Origin of the sequence: Pseudomonas sp. NPDC012596 (genome assembly GCF_042902325.1) — a bacterium.
Classification (GTDB): Bacteria; Pseudomonadota; Gammaproteobacteria; order Pseudomonadales; family Pseudomonadaceae; genus Aquipseudomonas.
This window is the reverse complement of the sequence record NZ_JBIBEB010000015.1, coordinates 39717-59038: the sequence shown is the minus strand read 5'-3', so window position 1 is coordinate 59038 and position 19322 is coordinate 39717. Positions and strand designations below refer to the sequence as shown.

The following is a 19322-nucleotide window of genomic DNA, read 5'->3' as shown; positions in this document are numbered from 1 at the left end:
GGGAACGAGCTGGCTTTCGCGTAGCAGCATAACTGCATTGAATAGTTGACTCACCCACTAGCCAGGTGGGAACGGCATAAAAACAACTACAGGGAACGTTCAATGCCTCATTCGGAAGTCGATTATCTGGATTTCAATTCGGAACAAAGCCGAGCCATAGCCTCCGCAAGCCTAGCCATCGCTGCAGCGGGCGGCCCTGAAGTCAAAGGGGTTGCGATTCAAGCTCGCCGACTCGCCAAACAGCTGGAAAGACCTTGAGCGAAGATCAGCGTTCGACCCTGCAGCGCTTTAGCGAAGGAAATCTGTCTGCCTTGATGTACAGGCAAATGCCTTTCCCTGACGACCCACTACCCGACCAGCTACCCGACATTTCCACCCTGATGCTGAGCCCTCGTTGCCAATATCTCGCTTCAAGAAATCAATTACTGCTGGAACTGGTGCGCCATCACGGCCGCGACAGAGTCCAGGACAACCGACGCTTGCTTGTTCGTCAGTTCGGATATTCACCCTTCGCACAACCGCTGGTACTCGCTGAAGACCCCCTCCTGGTCCGTGGCTGAATACAGGAAAACATCCAATGATCGAACTCGACTTGAACCTCGTACTGATACTTGCCCTGGTTGCACTTATGGCTGGGTTTTTCGATGCGATTGCTGGAGGCGGAGGGCTGATCACGCTGCCAGTCTTGTTCATTGCCGGTATAGAACCCTTGGCGGCAATCGCCACCAACAAATTCCAGGCGGCTTCTGCCACGGTTTCGGCTACGTGTGCTTTTGCCCGCAAAGGCATGATTGACTGGAAGCGCGGCAGCCCAATGGCTGTCATGTCATTTATCGGAGGGGCCTTGGGCGCCTTATCGATAAGCTACGTACCCAAGCACGTCTTGCAGGCCTGCGTACCCATATTGCTTATTCTGGTAGCGGCCTACTTCGCGTTCAGTCCAAAACCCAATAAACAAGCGCGCCAGGCGAAGATCTCGACTAGCCTGTTCTGCATGGCAGTGGCTCCCGTCATCGGTTTTTATGACGGAATCTTTGGCCCGGGCGTCGGGTCGTTTTTCATGCTGGCGTGCGTGATTCTGCTGGGTCAACATCTGATCCAAGCGGTGTGCAACGCAAAGCTTTTGAACGCAGCTTGCAACCTGGGCGCGTTGTCAGTGTTTTCACTCAGCGGAGCTATCATCTGGCCGCTGGCACTGGCTATGGCATTTGCTGCGTTCGTGGGTGCACAGTTGGGTGCACGCTGTGCAGTCCGCTTCGGCCCGCGTCTAGTCAAGCCGCTGTTGGTCTGCGTTTGCTGCATCATGGCGCTTAAGCTGCTGCTCGATACTGACAACCCACTTGGCGAATGGCTGCACCTCCGGGCTTTCTAGGCTCTGTACGAGAAGTCTTGAGACGCAGGGCAGCAAGGCGAAAACAGCCGAGGAAGCGGAGTGTACTGGAGTACATGAGCATTCCGAGGCTGTTTTCAACGCAGCATGGACAAGTATCAAGGCTTTTCGAACAGAGCCTAGGGACACCAGACACTTGGAAACGGGCATTGATCAGCGTCTTAAATGGCAGTTCGACGAGCCTGCCCCGGGCAGAGAGCTGTTCATCGACGAACACTTCGCAAGCTATCAGCAACAGGCCAGGTTGCTGGTACCTGATACCGAGCGCGCAGCGCCGGTATTCGTGCTGGGTGGCGCGCGTTCGGACTTTACCCGGCTCAACCCTCTGCTCTATCGCCTGCAAGCCGCTGGTATCGGGTCGCTCACGGGCAACCTTTCTGGTCACAGCCATGCCAGCGAGCCAGGCGCAGTGGCGCCGTCACTGGTTACCAACCTCGAAGAGGCACAGCGCTTCTACGCGCATATCGCACCTCGATGCAGAACGCTGATAGGCCACAGCCTGGGCGCGGCAATCACGCTGAAACTTGCAGCACGGTTGCCGCAAGTGGACAGCATCGTATTGATCTGCCCGGCGGTCTATCCAGATGATGCCCACCAGGCGCCGTTTGGCCCGGCATTCACTGCCGCCATCAGCAAGCCCTATGGCTTTCTGGACAGCAACAGCTACGCCTTCCTCAAGCAGTTCCAGGGCAGAGTGCTGATGGTGATTGGCGAGTACGACGGGCTCAACTCACAACGCTTCGGCAAAGGGCCGGGCACCAGCGCAGGTAACCTGTGGCTGGGCGGCACCGAACGCTACAGCCCGATCCCTGAAGAAGTCACCCAAGCGCTGATGAGCGCCGTACCGGCAGCGCGTTTGCAATGCCTGTTTCTTACCGACTGCGACCACGGCATCGCCGCCCACCTGCGCAGCACGCCAGCCATCGCGGACCAGGTTGCCAATGCGGTTGAAATGTTCATCCTCGACGGCGGCTGATGCCCTGACCATCACTCGATTTCGAACAGCCCGTTACTGAGCGGCCCCACGCTCAACCGCTCGCGCACATCGTCATCAATGCGCGGATCATCCGGTCGGTAGAGTTTGACCTGCCGGTAGGCGTTGATGCGGTTGATCTCCTCCCCCAGAAACTCCCACACCACGCGGGTGCAGGCCGGGTTGCGTCGATCGCCGCTGGAGACGCCGGTCTTCAGCCCGTTCAAGCGGGTGATGCGGCTTTTGAAGCTGGGGATGAGGATGGTCTGGCTCATCTCGTTCAAGGTCAGCGACTCGTAGTCGATGAGGAACATCCGGTCCTGCAGCTGGAACGCCGCGCCGAGGTAGCGGCAGCGTACCTCGGCATGCTGATCGGTGGCGCTGGAGCGTTCCTGGCGCTCCTGGCGCTCGAACAGGAAGCGGCCACGCTCTTCGCGCAGGTGCACCAGCGACACCAGGATGGTGCCGGGTACCGACATGCAATTGGAGTATTCGAAGTAATAGCCGCAGTAGCGCGACAGGTTGCCGGCATGCTCGTGCAGCGGGCGGAACAGCTCGCTGATGGGGTCGCTGGGCTGGTCGCTTACCGTGGACACTCGTGCGCCAATCAGGCGGGCGAACTGCTCGGGCGGCAAATTCAGCTCGTAATCCTCGACCCCGAAGAAATCGCCGATGCGTTTGAGGTTGAACGCCGTCGGACGGCTCTGCCCGCTCAAGTACTTGTTGAACTGGGCGCGGTTGATCGACAGCTGGCGGCAAACTTCGGAGATAGAGCGGTAGTGGCTGCATGCCAGTTTGAGATTGGTAGCGAAATGATCGCTCATGTTCAGAATCCAGGTGACGCGAATGGCGCAAGTGTAGCATCAAGTCGCATCAAGTCAGAGCAACCCGCGAAATTGTAACCACTCTTGTCATGGCCAACCATGCGCCCCAACGATAGCGGTGCGCCTGCCGTCCGCTGGTCTTTTCACACGAAGAATAAGAATCGAGGTCATTTTCCAATGCTCGAAGTACTCAACGATTTCCTTTCGGGGAAGCTCCTCATCGTGTTGATCGTCGGTCTCGGCGGTTACTTCACCATCCGCTCGCGATTCGTCCAGTTCCGCCATTTCGGCCACATGTTCGGTGTGTTCAAGGAATCGCTGCGTGGCCAGGCAGGCCAGCTGAGCTCCTTCCAGGCCCTGATGCTGAGCCTTGCCGGCCGGGTTGGCGCCGGTAACATCGCCGGCGTCGGCATCGCCGTCACCCTGGGCGGCCCAGGCGCGGTGTTCTGGATGTGGGTCACTGCCCTGGTAGGCATGGCCAGCAGCTTCTTCGAATGCACGCTGGCCCAGGTCTACAAACGCGCCGACGGCGACGGCCTGTACCGTGGCGGCCCGGCCTACTACATGCAGCATGGCCTCAAGCGCAAGAACATGGCCATCGTGTTCTCGATCCTGCTGCTGGTCACCTACGGCTTCGCCTTTATTGGCCTGCAGTCGTACACCGTGACCCACTCGCTGCAGAACGCCTTTGCCTTCGACCCCAAGCACACCGGTATCGTCCTGGCTGTGCTGCTGGCCATCACCTTCCTCGGTGGCATCAAGCGCATCGCCGCCGTGTCCGACCTGTTGGTACCGGTCAAGACCCTGGCCTACATCGGCGTGACCCTGTACGTGATCGGCACGCAGATCGAGCACGTGCCAGCCATGCTGGAAACCATCTTCAAGAGCGCCTTCGGCCTTGACCCGGCGTTCGGCGGCCTGCTGGGCAGTGCCATCGTCATGGGCGTGAAGCGTGGCGTATTCGCCAACGAAGCGGGCCTGGGCAGTGCACCCAACGTGGCAGCCGTGGCGGCCGTGAAGCACCCGGGCGCGCAAGGCGTGGTCCAGGCGTTCAGCGTGTTCCTCGACACCTTCGTGATCTGCACCTGCACCGCACTGCTGATCCTGCTATCGGGCTTCTACACCCCCGGCTTTGAAGGTGATGGCATCGTCCTGACCCAGAACTCCCTGGCCGCAGTGGTCGGTGACTGGGGCCGCCTGTTCGTCAGCGTCGCGCTGTCGCTGTTCGTCTTCACCTGCATCCTCTACAACTACTACCTGGGCGAAAACAGCCTGCAGTTCCTCACCCGCAACCGCGCTGTTCTGATGGTGTTCCGCGGCCTGGTGCTGGCACTGGTGGTGTGGGGCTCGATGCAGGACCTGTCGACCGTGTTCGCCTTCGCCGACATCACCATGACCTGCCTGGCATTCGTCAACTTGGTGGCCCTGGCCCTGCTGTTCAAGGTCGGCTTGCGGGTGATGCGCGACTACGATGACCAGCGCAAGGCGGGTATCAAGCAGCCTGTGTTCGATTCGGCCAAGTTCACCGACCTGGACCTGGACCGCAATGCCTGGCCTGCCAATCCTCAGGCCGAAACAGCCGCTGACAAAGCCGTGGGCCAAGCCCAGCCGCAGCGCTGATATCCTGCCCTGCCCAGCCGCCCCGTCCGTGGGCGGCTGCTTTCTATCCGCTCACCGCTACGGATGCTTTCCATGCGTGCAGTCAAGAATCTCCTCGTCCTCTATACCGGGGGCACCATCGGCATGCTCGAAACCGCCGAAGGCCTGGCACCGGCCGGTGGCTTCGACGCGCGGATGCGCGAACACTTTGCCCAGCTGAGCGATGCACCCCAGGTGCAATGGACGCTGCAGGAACTGAACCCGTTGCTCGACAGCGCCAACATGCAGCAGCACAACTGGCTGGCCATGCGCGATGCCATCGTGGCTGCGGTAGAGGTTGGCGGGCATGACGGCGTGCTGGTACTGCATGGCACCGACACCCTGGCGTACAGCGCCGCTGCGTTGGCGTTGCTGTTGCTGGGGTTGCCGGTGCCCGTACTGCTGACCGGTTCGATGCTGCCGGCAGGCGCACCGGGCAGCGACGCCTGGGACAACCTGTGCGGCGCCCTGCGCCAGTTCGAGCAGGGCCTGGAGGACGGCGTGCAGCTGTACTTCCACGGCCAGCTGCTGCACGGCTGCCGCGCCTCGAAGCTGCGCAGCGAAGCGTTCGATGCGTTTGCCGCTTTGCCGCGCCATCGTGAAGGCGAGCGGGCGCCCCAGGTACCTGCCGCCCTCGGTTATCGTCAGCAGCGCCAGCCAGTCAACCTTGCCGTGATGCCAGTATTCCCCGGCTTGCACGCCGAGCACCTGCGCGCACTGCTCGACACTGGCGTGCAAGGGCTGCTGCTGGAATGCTACGGCAGCGGCACCGGGCCCTCGGACGACCAAGCCTTGCTCGACGTGCTGCGAGCGGCACGCGAGCGTGGCGTGTTGCTGGTTGCCATCAGCCAGTGCCCGGAGGGTTCGGTGGTGTTCGATACCTATGCAGCGGGCAACCGCCTGCGCGGCGCCGGCCTGGTCAGTGGCGGCGGCATGACCCGTGAAGCGGCGTTGGCCAAGATGTTTGCGCTGCTGGGCGCCGGGCTGGATGCAGAGGCCGCGGAACAGTGGTTTGCCTTGGACCTGTGCGGCGAGCGGGCCTGAATTCTGCCAGTTGCGGCCCTATCGCCGGCACCGTCACAGAAATTGGCGGAAGGCAGCGGGAGTCGAACCTGCCCGGGAACGGCTGCCGTCCCCAACCGGGTTTGAAGCCCGGCCGCGCCACCGGGCGCGATTGCCTTCCTTGAACTCAGGGCCTGGCCTGCTGCTGGGCCAGCGCGCTGTCGGCGCGGATGTGACGCTGATCGGCGACCCTGCGGGTCAGGCCGATACGGTCGAAGTATTCGAGAATCTGCACACTGCGTTTGCGACCGATGCCCAACATATCGCGAAACGCAGCCACCTGCACTATCGGCGTTTCACTTGCTTGCGCAAGCAGCAGCTCTGCCATGCGCTGTAGCGTCGCCTCAGGGTAGAACAGGTCGCGCACTACCTGATGCACGACGCCGAGCCTGGCCAACTTGCGCAGCAGCAAGCGCACATCCGTTTCGGCACATTGCGCTTCGCTGGCCAGCGTCCTGACCCAAGGCGGGTCGAACTGCCCTTCCTGCAACCTTGGCTGCAGCTGTGCCCATAAGGCGCTGTCGGCTTCGCTCAACTGCACCTTGTGGTCAAGCAGGTGCAGCCACGGCCCACTGCTGGCAATCGTGCCTTCGCCGAGCATCTCATCCAGCAGGCTGACGTACGCTGGGCGCTCTATCGGCAAGGCGGCGAAGCGGCGCAGGCGGTCACGGTCCGGGCCAAGCTGATCGGGCTCTTGCTGGTGAAACAGCGCCAGTTGCTCCAACACCTGTTGCTTCAGGGCCTGCCACTGGGGTTTGGCGAACAGCAACTGCCCCTGCCGTGTGGCAACCACCAGCACGTGCGCCGGTAACTGCCAGGTTTCACGCAGGCGGTTGAACTGGCGCTCCAGGCGCTGCGGGTCGAGCCCACCCGGCGCGGTGGCGAGCAATGCCATCAACGCCTGCTCCAGGCTTTGGGTATCGCGCAGTACCTGCAACTGGCGCAGGCGCGGCTCACCGCGGCGATGCCGGCTCGGCGCGAACGGGTCGAGCACCGTGCCGCCGCCGAGGGTGCGCTGGGCACGCTGGTCGCGCAGCACCAGGCGATCGCCGTGTACGGTTTGTAGCGGGGCGTTGAGCAACAACTGGGCGAACATGCGCTGCCCTGCCACCAGCCGCTCGCCTTCAAGCAACGCCACTCGGGCGGTGACATCCTGGGTACCCAGGTGCACATGGACGGCGCTGAAGTGCTCGAAAGGCCGGGTCTCGCTCGCCAGCAGATGCAGCTCGATATCGACCCGCACACTGGGCGCGTGCAACCACTCAGGCAGCAACCAGTCGCCACGGTGCACCTGCTCCACCGCCAGGCGCTCGGCGGCGATATTCAGCGCCACCCGCTGCCCCGCCTCCGCCACCAGCGCCGCCTGGTTTTGCGCATGCAGGCCACGTACCCGCACCGGTTTGCCGGCCTTGCCCAACAGCAGTGTGTCACCGGCGCTTACCCGCCCCGCCAGCGCGGTGCCGGTAACGACCACGCCGGCCCCGGTCACGGCAAACGCGCGGTCCACTGCCAGGCGGAAACCACCGCGCGAACTGCGTTGCTGCACGTGCGCGTCAGCCTCGAGCAGTGCCTGGCGCAGGGCCTCGATTCCCTCGCCGGTGACGCTCGACAGGGGCAGCTGCAGCGCATCAGCGTAAGGCCCTGGCGCCAATAGCTCGGCAACCTGCGCCTGCACTTCAGCCACCCGCGCCGGCGCTACCCGGTCGCATTTGCTGATTGCCACCAGCGCCTGTGGAATGCCCAACAGCTCGATGATCGCCAGGTGCTCGCGGGTCTGTGGCATGACCCCATCGTCTGCCGCCACCACCAGCAACACCACGTCGATGCCGTGGGCGCCGGCCAGCATGTTGTGGATAAACCGCTCATGGCCCGGCACATCGATGAAGCCGGTCAGTGGCGCACCTTCGGCCAGGGCTGCATAGCGATAACCCAGGTCGATGGTCATGCCACGCTCGCGCTCCTCCTGGCGTTGGTCGCCGGCCTGCCCGGTCAGGGCCAGGAGCAACGCGGTCTTGCCATGGTCGATGTGGCCGGCGGTACCAACGATCACTGCACAGGCCCCAGCCGCAAGGCGGGCAGCTGCGCCAGCCATTGGGCTTCGTCGTCCAGCTGCCGCAGGTCGAGCCACAGGGCGTCATCGTCGATGCGGCCCAGCACCGGCACCGGCAGCTCGCGCAAGGCGCGCTCCAGCACATGCAGGCTGCGCCCGCGCAGCTTCTTCGATACCTGGGGCCGCAGGCACAGCGCGGCGCTGGGCAAGCGGGCTACCGGCTGGCTGCCGCTGCCGATCATGCCTAGCGCCGGCTCCACACTGACCGCCCATTGCCCATCGAGACGGGCTTTGAGTTCGGGTGCCAAGCGCTCGGCCTGGGCCTGGATCTCGGCCTGGCTGCGGGTAAGCAGGCGCAGGCTTGGCAAGCGCTCGGCCAGCCGATCGGGGTTGCGGTACAGCGCCAGCACCGCTTCGAGTGCGGCGAGGGTGATCTTGTCGACACGCAGTGCACGTTTGAGCGGGTTCTTCTTGATTCTGGCAATCAGCGCCTTGCGGCCGACGATGATCCCGGCCTGCGGGCCGCCCAGCAGCTTGTCTCCGCTGAAGGTCACGATGTCGGCACCATCGGCCAGGGCCTGGCGCACGGTCGGCTCGGCTGGCAGGCCCCAGCGGGTCAGGTCGAGCAAGCTGCCGCTACCCAGGTCTTCGAGCAGCGGCAGTTCATGTTGATGGGCGATGCGTGCCAGCTCGGCAGTGGGTACCTGGGTAGTGAACCCCTGGATGCTGTAATTGCTGCAATGCACCCGCATCAACAACCCAGTGCGGGGGCCGATGGCGGCTTCGTAGTCACGGGCGTGGGTGCGGTTGGTGGTGCCGATCTCGTGCAGTTTTACACCGGCGCGGGCCATGATGTCGGGGATGCGGAAGGCGCCGCCGATCTCGATCAGTTCGCCGCGCGAGATGATGCCTTCCTTCCGTGCGCCCAGGCTGTTGAGCGCCAGCAGAACGGCGGCGGCGTTATTGTTGACCACGGTGACGGCTTCGGCGCCGGTGAGCTCACGGATCAGGCCTTCGATCAGGTCGTCACGGTCACCGCGCTTGCCGGTCGCCAGATCGAACTCCAGGTTGAGCGGGTAGCGGGCGGCGGTCTGCATGGCTTCGATGGCCTCCTCCGGCAACAGCGCGCGGCCGAGGTTGGTGTGCAATACGGTGCCGGTGAGGTTGAACACGCGACGCACCTGGCTGCGTTGCTGGATGGCCAGGCGCTCGCCGGTGCGGCCAAGCAATACTTCGGCGGCCAGCTCCGCGCTGCTGAGTTGGCCCAGGCGGGTGGGTTGGCGCAGGTCGTCGAGCAGCTGGCGCAGGGTGGCGAGCACGGCGTCACGGCCGTGGCGGTCGATCAGCGGGAGGCCGGCCGGGTGGCGCAGGAGGGTGTCGATGGAAGGCAGGCGCGGGGTGTTATCGACGAGGCTTGAAGACATCAGGTACGACCTTATCCATTGTCTGTTCGGGCTTCATCGCCGGCAAGCCGGCTCCCACAAAGGCTGTACCGGTCGCAGGAACGGTGCAGTACCTGTAGGAGCCGGCTTGCCGGCGATGGGGGCAACTCAGTTGAGAAGTGTAGACACTCACCCGCCACCCGGCGCCAGCATCAGGTTCGGCGCCAGCCGGTGCAAGCCCTCCGCGTCCAGCCGGATGTCCAGCGCCAGGCTGGCCAGGTCATCGGCCAGTGGCTCGGCCGCGGCATCGTTCTCCAGGTAATGCTGCTTAAGGTAGGTATTGCACCCAGGGCAGCACTCCGCCCGCAGCGGCGCCTTGCCGGGTGCATGGCGGTCATCTTCAAGGCTGGTATAGCGCAGGTCCTTGCTGGACTCGCAGTACACGCACTTGACCCGCACCACGTGCCATTCGCAGGAACACAGGGAGCATGCCAGGTAGCGCAAACCATTATGCTTGCCGCGATTGCGCACCACTCCGGCCATGGCCGGTGAACCGCAGGCCGGGCACTGGGCCAAGCTGGCGGAAGGTTTGAGCTCGGGTGACGGCAGCGCCAGCAGCCAACTGAACCAGGCAGCTTGCAGCGCGGCGCCGAGGAACGGTACCAACGCCGCAGGCACGGCGTCGAACTGCCCTGCAAGCAATGCGATCCCCCACGCCTTTCGCTGGCCGTCCTCGCTTTCACGCAGGGCGTGCAACGCAGCCGCGAGCGGGCCGCTGGTCTCTTCGTCAAAATGATCGATCAAGGCCTGCATCCAGACCAGCCACGGCCCTTCGCGCACCAGGCTATCGGCCGCAAGCGGGGGGAGGCCATGGCTTATACACAGGCGCTGACGCTCATCGGCCACCGGTAAACCACCAGGCGGGTTATCCACAAGCTGCTGCTGGAAGCGACACAGCCACGCGATAAACCGCAGGTAATCGCCTAGAGCATTGCCTTCGGCCAACTGCTCCAGCCGCTCGGCGCGCAGGGCGAACAGGTTTTTGGGCGGCAGGTGCAGAAAAGGCGGCATCACCGCCGATGCTTCGATCTGCCCGGGTTCGAGTATCGTGCTCAAGCGCTTATCCTTCTTTACGTCGGTGATTGCTCGGCGGCTTGTCACCGGTCACTTCGCGGTACCACAACTCATGGTGCTTGCGTGCCCAGGCACGGCTGACCCAACCATGCAGCATGGCGCCGATCGAGCCCTTGATCCAGATGCCGGCATAGATGTGCACGATGATGCTGAGGATCAGCACAAAGCCCGCCAACGCATGGGCAAGCGACGCGAGGCGAATCGAGCCGATGTCGAAGAAATGGCTGAAGTACGCGCGCCAGATCACCACGCCACTGAGCAATAACACCAGCATGCACAGCAGCAGGGTCCAGAACAGCAGCTTCTGCCCGGCGTTGTACTTGCCGATAGGGGGCACACCGTCCTCGCGGTTGACCATTACCCGGTCGATGCGGCGCAGCCACAGGCGGTCGTTGGCGGTAATGAAGTTGGCGCGCCAGAACCTGAAAACCAGGAACAGGAAAAACACGAACATCGCCACGCCCATGAATGGGTGCAGGATGCGCGTCCACGGCCCACCGCCGAACAGATGGCTGAGCCAGAACAGCGCCGGGTGGAAAAGCGCCAGCCCGGAAAGCCCGGCCATGAAGAACAAGATGGCGACGAGCCAGTGGTTGGTCCGTTCGTTGGCGTTGTAGCGCAGGATGGGTTTGTCGTCGTTCATGGCCACTGCTCCCCTTGCCCGCCGGGCTGCTTCGGATCGTAGACATGCACTGCCGGGTCCACCTGGTGCACGCTGGCATCGGGCGGCGTAGGGTGCTCGTCCTCCTCTACCCGCTGCGGGCCGACCCGCACGTAGTGGAAGAATCCGGCCAGCACCGCTGCGCCCATGGCCAGCAGCGCCAGCGGCTTGGTGAGGCCTTTCCACAGGCCCACCAGCGGGCTGATCACCGGCTGGTCCGGCAAGCCGGCATACAACCTGGGCGTGTCGGCATGGTGCAGCACGTACATCACATGCGTACCGCCGACCCCGTCCGGGTCGTACAGCCCGGCGTTGTCGTAGCCGCGCGACTTGAGGTCGACGATGCGCTCGGCGGCATGCACCTTCATTTCGTCCTTGCTGCCGAACACGATCGCCCCGGTCGGGCAGGTTTTCACGCAGGCGGGCTCCAGGCCCACGCTCACGCGGTCGGAACACAGCGTGCACTTGTATGCCTTGTGGTCCTTCTGCGAGATGCGCGGAATATTGAACGGGCAACCGGTGATGCAGTAGCCGCAACCGATGCAGTGGTCCTGGTTGAAGTCGACGATGCCGTTGGCGTGCTTGATGATCGCCCCCGGGCTCGGGCAGGCCTTCAGGCAACCGGGGTCGGCGCAGTGCATGCAGCCGTCCTTGCGGATCAGCCACTCCAGGTTGCCGTCGTCGCGCTCGTGCTCGGTGAAGCGCATGAGGGTCCAGGTCTCGGCGGTGAGGTCCTGGGGGTTGTCGTAGGTGCCGTGGTTGTGGCCGACCTCGTCACGCAGTTCGTTCCACTCCGAACACGCCACCTGGCAGGCCTTGCAGCCGATGCACTTGGTGGTGTCGATCAGCTTGGCAACTTCCTGCTGCTGGCGTACCGAGGGCGGTACGGTGGTGGTGGCCGAGCGGGCAATGATGTCTTGGCTGGCCATCAGAGTTTCTCCACTTTGACGAGGAACGACTTGGACTCCGGCGTCTGCGTGTTGCCGTCACCCAGGAATGGCACCAGGGTGTTGGTCAGGTAGCCATGCCGGGTGGCACCGGTGAAGCCCCAGTGCAGCGGGATGCCGATCTGGTGCACGGTCTGGTTGTTGACCTGCAGCGGGCGAATCCGCTTGGTCACCACCGCCACCGCATCGATATGCCCGCGCTTGCTCGACACCCGCACCCGGTCGCCGGCCGTGATGCCCTTCTCGTTGGCCAGCACCTCGCCGATCTCGACGAACTGCTCGGGCTGGGCGATCGCATTGAGCCGGCAATGCTTGCTCCAGAAGTGGAAGTGCTCGGTCAGCCGATAGGTAGTCGCCGCGTAGGGGAATTCGTCGTGCGTGCCGAGGGTGTCCCACACCGAATCGAAGATCCGCCCGGCCGGGTTGCTGGTGGCCTTCTTGTTCTGCGGATGCAGCGGGTTGATGCCGATGGGCGTCTCGAACGGCTCATAGTGTTCGGGGAACGGGCCTTCGGCCATCTTGTCGATGGCAAAGAACCGCGCCACACCTTCGGGGTTCATGATGAACGGGTTCATCCCTGCTTCCGGTGGCGAGTCGACCTTGAAGTCGGGCACGTCGGTACCGGTCCAGGCCTTGCCGTTCCACCACACCAGGCGCTTGCGGTCCGGGTCCCACGGTTTGCCTTGCGGGTCGCTGGAGGCGCGGTTGTAGAGGATGCGGCGGTTGGCCGGCCAGGCCCAGGCCCAGTTCTGCACCTGGTGCATGCCATACGGGTCGCTGTTGTCGCGGCGCGCCATCTGGTTGCCCTGCTCGGTCCAGCTGCCGGCGAAGATCCAGCAGCCAGACGCCGTGCTGCCGTCGTCCTTGAGCTGGCCGAAGCCCGCCAGCTGTTGGCCAGCCTTGATCACCGCGCCGCTCGGGTCGGTGACGTCGGTCACGGCCCAGCCGTTCATTTCCTTGGCCAGCTCTTCAGGTGAAGGCTCTTCAGGGACTTTGTACGGCCAGCTGATGTTCATCATGGCATCGGGGTAAGCGCCGCCCTCGGTCTGGTAGCGTTGGCGCATGCGCAGGAACAGCTCGCTCATGATGTGCACGTCGGTGCGCGTCTCGCCCGGGCCGTCGGCGCCCTTCCAGTGCCACTGCAGCCAGCGGCTGCTGTTGACCAGCGAGCCGTCCTCCTCGGCGAAGCAGGTGGTGGGCAGGCGGATCACTTCGGTCTGGATATTGGCCGTGTCGACGTCGTTGAACGGCCCGGCGTTGCGCCAAAACTCCGACGTCTCAGTGGCCAGCGGGTCCATGATGACCAGCCATTTGAGCTTGGCCAGTGCCGCGGTGACGCGGTTTTTATCCGGCAGCGCGGCAATCGGGTTGAAGCCTTGGCAGATGTAACCGTTAACCTTGCCCTGGCCCATCATCTCGAACATGCGCAGCACGTCATAGGCCGGCACGTCGAGCTTGGGCAGCCAGTCGTAGCCCCAGTTGTTTTCCGCCGTGGCGTTGGCGCCGTACCAGGCCTTCATCAGGCTGACGTGGAACTTGCCGTAGTTCTGCCAGTAGGAGAGCTGCCCCGGGCGCAGCGGTTTGGAGGCGCGCTTGTCGATGAAAGCGGCGTAGTCCTGCTCGGCATCGCCGGCCAGGGTCAGGTAGCCCGGCAGCGAGTTGGACAACAGGCCGAGGTCGGTCAGGCCCTGGATATTGGAGTGCCCACGCAAGGCGTTGACCCCGCCACCCGGCATCCCGACGTTGCCCAGCAGCAGCTGGACCATGGCCGCACTGCGGATGATCTGCGCGCCAATCGAATGCTGCGTCCAGCCCAGCGCGTAGAGGATCGTCATGGTCTTGCCCGGTACCGAGCAAGTGGCGATCTCTTCCCAGATTTTCATCATGGCGTCCTGCGGCATACCACAGGTCATGCTCGCCAGTTCGGGGGTATAGCGGCTGTAGTGCTGCTTCATCAGCTGGAACACACAACGCGGGTGCTGCAGGGTCGGGTCGACCTTGGCAAAGCCATCCTCGCCCAGCTCATAACCCCAGCCGGACTTGTCGGCATACACACGCTTGGCTGCGTCGTAGCCGCTGAACAGCCCGTCCTCGAAGCCATAGGTTTCTTTGACGATGAACGACACGTCGGTGTAGTTGCGCACGTACTCGTGCTGAATCTTGTCAGTGCTCAGCAGGTAGTTGATCAGCCCGCCCATGAAGGCGATGTCGCTGCCGGTACGAATCGGCGCGTAGTAATCCGCCACCGAGGCGGTACGGGTAAACCGCGGGTCGACCACAATCAGCCGCGCCTTGTTGTGCGCTTTGGCTTCGGTCACCCATTTGAAGCCGCACGGATGCGCTTCTGCTGCGTTGCCGCCCATCACCAGGACCAGATTCGCGTTGGCGATATCTGACCAGTGGTTGGTCATGGCGCCACGGCCGTACGTCGGGGCAAGACTTGCCACCGTCGGGCCGTGTCAGACACGAGCCTGGTTATCGAACCCCAGCATGCCAGTTGCGCGTACGACCTTGTGGGTCAGGTAGCCCGCCTCGCTGGAGGCGGCGGAGGCAGCGAGAAAACCGGTGGTGAGCCAGCGGTTGACGGTCTGCCCTTGGGCGTTCTTCTCGATGAAGTTGGCGTCCCGGTCCTGTTTCATCAGGTCGGCGACGCGGTCGAGCGCCTCGTCCCAGCTCATCCGCACCCATTCCTTGCTACCTGCCTTGCGTACCTCGGGGTACTGCAGGCGGCTAGGGCTGTGGATAAAGTCCAGCAGGCCCGCGCCTTTCGGGCACAGGGTGCCGCGGTTGACCGGGTGGTCGGCATCGCCTTCGATGTGGATGATGTTCTGTTTGACGTTCTTGCCCGCATCGCCCTGGCTGTACATGATCAGGCCACAGCCGACCGAGCAGTAGGGGCAGGTGTTACGGGTTTCTTTGGTATGCGCCAGCTTGAAGTGGCGCACCTGCTCGGCGAAGGCCGGCGTCGGGGCCATGCCCAACGCCGCCAGGCTAGAGCCTCCAAGGCCGACGGCGGCGACCTTGAAGAACTGCCGACGGTTGAGGTCCATCGTGCACTCCTGATCAGGTGGTGGACGCACGGAACATGGCCGGCGCCTCTTGGTAGTCACGGTGGCGGTTTTTTGCTGGCCGCCAATGGGTAAGACTAGTCAAGAATCGGGAAGGTGTGGTGACTTGGGTCACATGGGTGGTTGGTGATGGGGGCGTTATGACCGCCAGGTGCATGGCTTGGGTTTTAGGGTGATGCGCAAATCGAGCGCCGCCCGCGCGGCGCATCGCGAAGCGCTTGCCTTGATATTCTTCAGCGCCCTTGAGATCGAGCGCCGCCCGCGCGGCGCTTCGCGAAGCGCTTGCCTTGATATCTTCAGCGCCCTTGAGATCGAGCGCCGCCCGCGCGGCGCTTCGCGGGGCAAGCCCGCTCCCACATTTGTTGCAACGCGCCGTTCCAGTCAGGCCATGGTTGTCAGCCTTGGCGCATGGCTGAAGACAGGCGGAGCGCCGGCAGCGCCAGCCGAAACATCGCGTCATGCCAACAAGGCTCACAACTATGGCCTATCAGGCCATGGCACGTTGCAACAAATGTGGGAGCGGGCTTGCCCCGCGAAGCGCCGCGCGGGCGGCGCTCGATCTCATGGGCGCTGAATGTTTTGAGCCAAACACATCGGGCCCCACCCATTTCCTGCCATGCGACCACACGCAACAAATCCATCTTCCGTAAGACATTTCTGAACCTGAAACCAAATGCTTCAGGATTAGCATGCTTGGGAATTATCCTACGCGCGCTGCTGAAGTGTCGCTGTTGTCGGGGAAACGCCTCAGGGATACCGTTTTCGGGTCGTTTAGACGACCGGGCGTGAGAACCCGACAGAGATATTTACGCAGCACCTTTATGGTGGCCGTACGTGGGCAGGCTTCGTCCTGGCCGAGTCTTTTGGCGTAATTCTCCTCGGTTTCTCACCCCACGTACGGCTGCCACCTAGCCCGTGAGAAAGATTCAGGCGGCAGTTTATTACTGAGAACTCCGGAATTACGCCATGAAAAAGATCGTCCCCGACCCACCCCGCCGCAAACCCATCACCACCCCATTCTTCACCGTCCAAGCCGACATGTACCCACCCGACGCCCTGGCCCACGTGAGCGAGCTGTTACGCGGCGTCATCGAAACCATCGACGAACACTGCAGAGCTCGGGCGGGCGAACCCGGCATGAAGATGCTGAGCAATGCCATGCATGCCAGCGAGATCGCCCACTCACTGGTGGAGCACGTTCATGAACGGCTCTACAGCCAACGGGACGAGGATTGACGATATGGCGGACCAACCCAAACCGATTACAACCGTCGGCGTGGCGACCTTTCTCGATGTGGGTAACCCACCGATCGACCTCCTGCGCGTGCAGCCTGGTGTTCCCATCGACGGTGCGTACGAACAGGTCTCCGTGCTTCTGGGCTACATCAGGCATCTTGTCCGTGAAGGGGATATGGAGGATGACCACAAGTTGCTGGGCGCGGCAGATTATCTGAGCGCGTTGGCAAAGGCGCTGATGAACGATATCGAGATAGCCAAGAACAGGCTGCATTGACCTCAAGGGCCCGATCGCTCGCTTGTCGGCGGTTGGGCCATCAGCTGCCATCCAGTGACCGCACATCAATTTCGGAAACGGACTACATCCAAGAGCGCCAACCCCTTGCTAGGTTCGCGAAAAAACCTAGGGATGGTGCTCACATGAATACGAACCACGGCCGTGTCACATTCTTCATGTTTTGGCTGTTACTGGCAGCACCGGCGCTGGCTGAAGCTGTAAAACCCACACCAGCGTCTGCCATCACTGCAGAAGCGGCCCGAGCAATGGCCGCTGCCGCAGAACGAGCAGCCCGCGCTCAGGGTTTTGCCATTGTCATCAGCATTGTCGACAACCATGGCAACTTGAAGCACTTCCACCGCATGGACGGCACCAGCAGCGGCAGCATAAAAGTCGCGCAACTCAAGGCCTCGACCTCCGCCCGCTTCCCCCTTTCGTCCAGCGCTCTCGCAGCGCGAAGCGCTGCACTGCCAGCAAACCCATATGCGTCACTGCCAGGTTTCACGCTACTGGGTGGCGGCCTGCCGATCCTGGACGCGAACGGCGAGCACATTGGCGGTATCGGTATCAGCGGTGCAACGCCTGAGCTGGACGCGGAATTTGCCCAGGCCGCGCTGGATAGCCGGGCCTGAACTCACGCATGAAAAAACCCAGGGCAAATGCCCTGGGTTTCTGGTGTAGCGCGACGCCTGACCGTTTTTATCAGAACGGAATATCGTCATCAAAGCTGTCAAAGTCAGCGGCCGGCTGCGGTGCTGGCTGTTGCGGCGCTGGGCGCTGCTGGGCCTGTTGCGGGCGCGGGGCCTGCTGACGTTGTTGCGGGGCCTGGTTGTACTGCTGCTGCTGGCCACCCTGGTTGTAGTTGTTACCACCACCCTGGTTGTACTGGTCGCCGCCACCTTGCTGGTTTTGCGGGCGGCCGCCAAGCAGCTGCATGGTGCCCTGCATGTCGACGATGATCTCGGTGGTGTAACGCTTGATACCGTCTTTTTCCCACTCGCGGGTCTGCAGCTTGCCTTCGATGTACACCTGCGAACCCTTGCGCAGGTATTCGCCAGCGATTTCGGCAACCTTGCCGAACATCGACACACGGTGCCACTCGGTACGCTCGACCTTCTGGCCCGACTGCTTGTCGGTCCACTGCTCGCTGGTAGCCAGGCTCAGGTTGGTCACGGCGTTACCGTTGGGCAGGTAGCGGACTTCGGGATCCTGGCCACAGGTGCCGACCAGAATGACTTTGTTAACCCCACGGGCCATAACGTTCTCCTAGGCTTCGCACGCCGAAGAGGCTGGGTTTACCAGACGCTCGAGGGTCGCACGGTCCAAAATTTTCGTATCCAGTTTGATATAGACGGCAGCTTCTTCTGCCACCACAACGGCGTCGGTCACACCCGGCACGGCCATCAGGCGTTCGGTCAGGCCGGCTTCCCGGACTGCCTCAGGCGTCAGCGGCATGCGCAGGCTGGTCACATACGGCGGCTCGTTCATGCGCAAGGCGACGACCAGCCATACGGCACACAGCACTGCACAACCGAGGAACACCGTGTTCAGCCCACCGTGCTGGAACAACCAGCCACCGAGGATTCCTCCCAGCGCGGCGCCAAGGAACTGGCTGGTGGAATACACCCCCATCGCCGTCCCTTTGCCACCAGCAGGTGACACCTTGCTCACCAGCGAAGGCAGCGATGCCTCCAGCAGGTTGAATGCAGTAAAGAATACCACGGTGCCAATCACCAGTCCGCGCAAGTTGTCAGCCCACTGCCAGAAGAACACCTCCACCAGCAGCAGCACACTGACCGCCCCAGCCAGCACGCGTTTCATCTTGCGCTTCTTTTCGCCGTAGATGATGAACGGGACCATTGCAAAAAATGAGACGAACAGCGCGGTCAGGTATACCCACCAGTGCTCTTCCTTGGGCAGGCCGCCGCGTTCAACGAACGCCAGGGGCAGCGCGACGAAGCTGGCCATGAGGATGGCATGGAGGATGAAGATACCGATGTCCAGGCGCAGAAGGTCCGGATGGCGCAGGGTTGGGCCGAGGGCCTGGCGGGCGACACCCGATTCGCGGTGCTGCAAGGTACTGTGGGTATTGGGCACGACGAAGGCGATTAGCAGGATGCCGACCAGGGCAAGTCCTGCAGTTGCCAGGAACAATCCTGACAAGCCAAAGGCACTGGTGAGCAGCGGGCCGACGACCATCGCCACGGCGAACGACAGGCCTATGCTCATGCCGATCATGGCCATGGCCTTGGTGCGGTGCTGTTCGCGGGTAAGGTCGGACAGCAGCGCCATCACCGCAGCGGAAATCGCCCCCGCGCCCTGCAGGATGCGCCCAGCGATCACGCCCCAGATAGAGTCGGCCTGGGCCGCCAGTACACTGCCCAGGGCAAAGATCACCAGCCCAGCATAGATGACCGGGCGGCGGCCGATGCGGTCGGAGATCACCCCGAACGGGATCTGCAGGAACGCCTGGGTCAGGCCGTAGGCGCCAATGGCCAGGCCGATCAGCGCGGGTGTGGCGCCGGCCAGGTCCATGCCGTAGGTGGCCAGCACCGGCAAGACCATGAACATGCCCAGCATACGAAAGGCAAAGACCAGGGCAAGGCCGCTAGCGGCGCGGGTTTCGCTGCCACTCATGCGTTCGTTGTGGGTGTCGTGCATGGATTAATCTCGTGTGAAC

At 63.0% G+C, this 19322-nt stretch carries 17 protein-coding genes and 1 tRNA gene; 8 read left to right on the top strand and 10 right to left on the bottom strand.

What is annotated here, in order from left to right; all coding sequences use genetic code 11:
* Window positions 1-254: 254 nt before the first annotated feature.
* The 3 genes from ACFY68_RS18345 to ACFY68_RS18335 all read left to right on the top strand — a co-directional run bounded on the left by ACFY68_RS18345 (window position 255) and on the right by ACFY68_RS18335 (window position 2366).
* Window positions 255-560, top strand: coding sequence for a hypothetical protein (locus tag ACFY68_RS18345; RefSeq protein WP_387530068.1), 306 nt, complete (start codon window positions 255-257; stop codon window positions 558-560).
* Between the two features lie 17 nt (window positions 561-577).
* Window positions 578-1372 (top strand): TSUP family transporter, encoded by a 795-nt coding sequence (locus ACFY68_RS18340; RefSeq protein WP_387530065.1) that lies wholly within the window; start codon window positions 578-580, stop codon window positions 1370-1372.
* A gap of 154 nt (window positions 1373-1526) precedes the next feature.
* Entirely contained in the window at window positions 1527-2366 is an 840-nt protein-coding gene (locus tag ACFY68_RS18335) for an alpha/beta hydrolase (protein ID WP_387530062.1), read from the top strand.
* 11 nt (window positions 2367-2377) lie between these two features.
* On the opposite strand, the gene ACFY68_RS18330 is transcribed toward ACFY68_RS18335, so the two are convergent.
* Window positions 2378-3187: a helix-turn-helix transcriptional regulator gene (locus ACFY68_RS18330; RefSeq protein WP_346614674.1), complete on the bottom strand. Its 810-nt coding sequence runs from the start codon at window positions 3185-3187 to the stop codon at window positions 2378-2380.
* 177 nt (window positions 3188-3364) lie between these two features.
* Between ACFY68_RS18330 and ACFY68_RS18325 the strand changes: the two genes are divergently transcribed.
* Window positions 3365-4807 carry an alanine/glycine:cation symporter family protein gene (locus ACFY68_RS18325; protein ID WP_346614675.1) on the top strand — a complete coding sequence of 481 codons (1443 nt, stop codon included), beginning with the start codon at window positions 3365-3367 and terminating at the stop codon, window positions 4805-4807.
* 72 nt (window positions 4808-4879) lie between these two features.
* Entirely contained in the window at window positions 4880-5869 is a 990-nt protein-coding gene (locus ACFY68_RS18320) for an asparaginase (RefSeq protein ID WP_387530058.1), read from the top strand.
* Window positions 5870-5912: 43 nt separating this feature from the next.
* On the opposite strand, the gene ACFY68_RS18315 is transcribed toward ACFY68_RS18320, so the two are convergent.
* From ACFY68_RS18315 to fdnG, 7 genes are all read right to left on the bottom strand, one after another.
* Window positions 5913-6008: transfer RNA gene (locus ACFY68_RS18315), tRNA-Sec, on the bottom strand.
* Window positions 6009-6014: 6 nt separating this feature from the next.
* Window positions 6015-7937: a selenocysteine-specific translation elongation factor gene (gene selB, locus ACFY68_RS18310; protein WP_387530258.1), complete on the bottom strand. Its 1923-nt coding sequence runs from the start codon at window positions 7935-7937 to the stop codon at window positions 6015-6017.
* Entirely contained in the window at window positions 7934-9361 is a 1428-nt protein-coding gene (gene selA, locus ACFY68_RS18305) for an L-seryl-tRNA(Sec) selenium transferase (protein ID WP_387530055.1), read from the bottom strand. Before selA ends, selB begins: the two co-directional genes overlap by 4 nt.
* Window positions 9362-9508: 147 nt before the next feature.
* Window positions 9509-10435: a formate dehydrogenase accessory protein FdhE gene (gene fdhE, locus ACFY68_RS18300; protein WP_387530052.1), complete on the bottom strand. Its 927-nt coding sequence runs from the start codon at window positions 10433-10435 to the stop codon at window positions 9509-9511.
* Window positions 10436-10439: 4 nt separating this feature from the next.
* A complete protein-coding gene (locus ACFY68_RS18295) occupies window positions 10440-11096 on the bottom strand; it encodes a formate dehydrogenase subunit gamma (protein ID WP_346614679.1) in 657 nt (218 codons plus the stop codon).
* Window positions 11093-12043, bottom strand: coding sequence for a formate dehydrogenase subunit beta (gene fdxH, locus ACFY68_RS18290; protein ID WP_387530049.1), 951 nt, complete (start codon window positions 12041-12043; stop codon window positions 11093-11095). The genes ACFY68_RS18295 and fdxH overlap by 4 nt, the downstream gene beginning before the upstream one ends.
* Window positions 12043-15111 carry a formate dehydrogenase-N subunit alpha gene (gene fdnG, locus ACFY68_RS18285; protein ID WP_387530047.1) on the bottom strand — a complete coding sequence of 1023 codons (3069 nt, stop codon included), beginning with the start codon at window positions 15109-15111 and terminating at the stop codon, window positions 12043-12045. The genes fdxH and fdnG overlap by 1 nt, the downstream gene beginning before the upstream one ends.
* Before the next feature lie 984 nt (window positions 15112-16095).
* Here fdnG and ACFY68_RS18280 point away from each other — a divergent pair.
* The 3 genes from ACFY68_RS18280 (at window position 16096) to ACFY68_RS18270 (ending at window position 17274) form a co-directional block, all read left to right on the top strand.
* On the top strand, window positions 16096-16365 hold the full coding sequence (locus ACFY68_RS18280; RefSeq protein ID WP_387530044.1) for a hypothetical protein: 270 nt from the start codon (window positions 16096-16098) through the stop codon (window positions 16363-16365).
* Window positions 16366-16369: 4 nt separating this feature from the next.
* Window positions 16370-16642, top strand: coding sequence for a DUF3077 domain-containing protein (locus ACFY68_RS18275; protein WP_387530041.1), 273 nt, complete (start codon window positions 16370-16372; stop codon window positions 16640-16642).
* A 143-nt stretch (window positions 16643-16785) separates the two neighbouring features.
* On the top strand, window positions 16786-17274 hold the full coding sequence (locus tag ACFY68_RS18270) for a heme-binding protein (RefSeq protein ID WP_387530038.1): 489 nt from the start codon (window positions 16786-16788) through the stop codon (window positions 17272-17274).
* Between the two features lie 70 nt (window positions 17275-17344).
* Here the strand turns inward: ACFY68_RS18270 and ACFY68_RS18265 are convergent, their stop codons facing one another.
* Both ACFY68_RS18265 and ACFY68_RS18260 read right to left on the bottom strand, forming a co-directional pair.
* Complete coding sequence (locus ACFY68_RS18265; protein WP_387530035.1) at window positions 17345-17899, bottom strand: single-stranded DNA-binding protein; 555 nt, start codon at window positions 17897-17899, stop codon at window positions 17345-17347.
* A gap of 9 nt (window positions 17900-17908) precedes the next feature.
* On the bottom strand, window positions 17909-19303 hold the full coding sequence (locus ACFY68_RS18260) for an MFS transporter (protein ID WP_387530032.1): 1395 nt from the start codon (window positions 19301-19303) through the stop codon (window positions 17909-17911).
* Between the last annotated feature and the right edge of the window lie 19 nt (window positions 19304-19322).

What these genes read in the sequence shown, in the direction of transcription:
- ACFY68_RS18270 (WP_387530038.1), top strand. Translation starts at nt 16,786, where the DNA reads ATGAATACGAACCACGGCCGTGTCACATTCTTCATGTTTTGGCTGTTA.
- fdxH (WP_387530049.1), bottom strand. Translation starts at nt 12,043, where the DNA reads ATGGCCAGCCAAGACATCATTGCCCGCTCGGCCACCACCACCGTACCG.
- ACFY68_RS18280 (WP_387530044.1), top strand. Translation starts at nt 16,096, where the DNA reads ATGAAAAAGATCGTCCCCGACCCACCCCGCCGCAAACCCATCACCACC.
- selA (WP_387530055.1), bottom strand. Translation starts at nt 9,361, where the DNA reads ATGTCTTCAAGCCTCGTCGATAACACCCCGCGCCTGCCTTCCATCGAC.
- ACFY68_RS18295 (WP_346614679.1), bottom strand. Translation starts at nt 11,096, where the DNA reads ATGAACGACGACAAACCCATCCTGCGCTACAACGCCAACGAACGGACC.
- ACFY68_RS18320 (WP_387530058.1), top strand. Translation starts at nt 4,880, where the DNA reads ATGCGTGCAGTCAAGAATCTCCTCGTCCTCTATACCGGGGGCACCATC.
- ACFY68_RS18275 (WP_387530041.1), top strand. Translation starts at nt 16,370, where the DNA reads ATGGCGGACCAACCCAAACCGATTACAACCGTCGGCGTGGCGACCTTT.
- ACFY68_RS18340 (WP_387530065.1), top strand. Translation starts at nt 578, where the DNA reads ATGATCGAACTCGACTTGAACCTCGTACTGATACTTGCCCTGGTTGCA.
- ACFY68_RS18260 (WP_387530032.1), bottom strand. Translation starts at nt 19,303, where the DNA reads ATGCACGACACCCACAACGAACGCATGAGTGGCAGCGAAACCCGCGCC.
- ACFY68_RS18330 (WP_346614674.1), bottom strand. Translation starts at nt 3,187, where the DNA reads ATGAGCGATCATTTCGCTACCAATCTCAAACTGGCATGCAGCCACTAC.
- ACFY68_RS18325 (WP_346614675.1), top strand. Translation starts at nt 3,365, where the DNA reads ATGCTCGAAGTACTCAACGATTTCCTTTCGGGGAAGCTCCTCATCGTG.
- ACFY68_RS18265 (WP_387530035.1), bottom strand. Translation starts at nt 17,899, where the DNA reads ATGGCCCGTGGGGTTAACAAAGTCATTCTGGTCGGCACCTGTGGCCAG.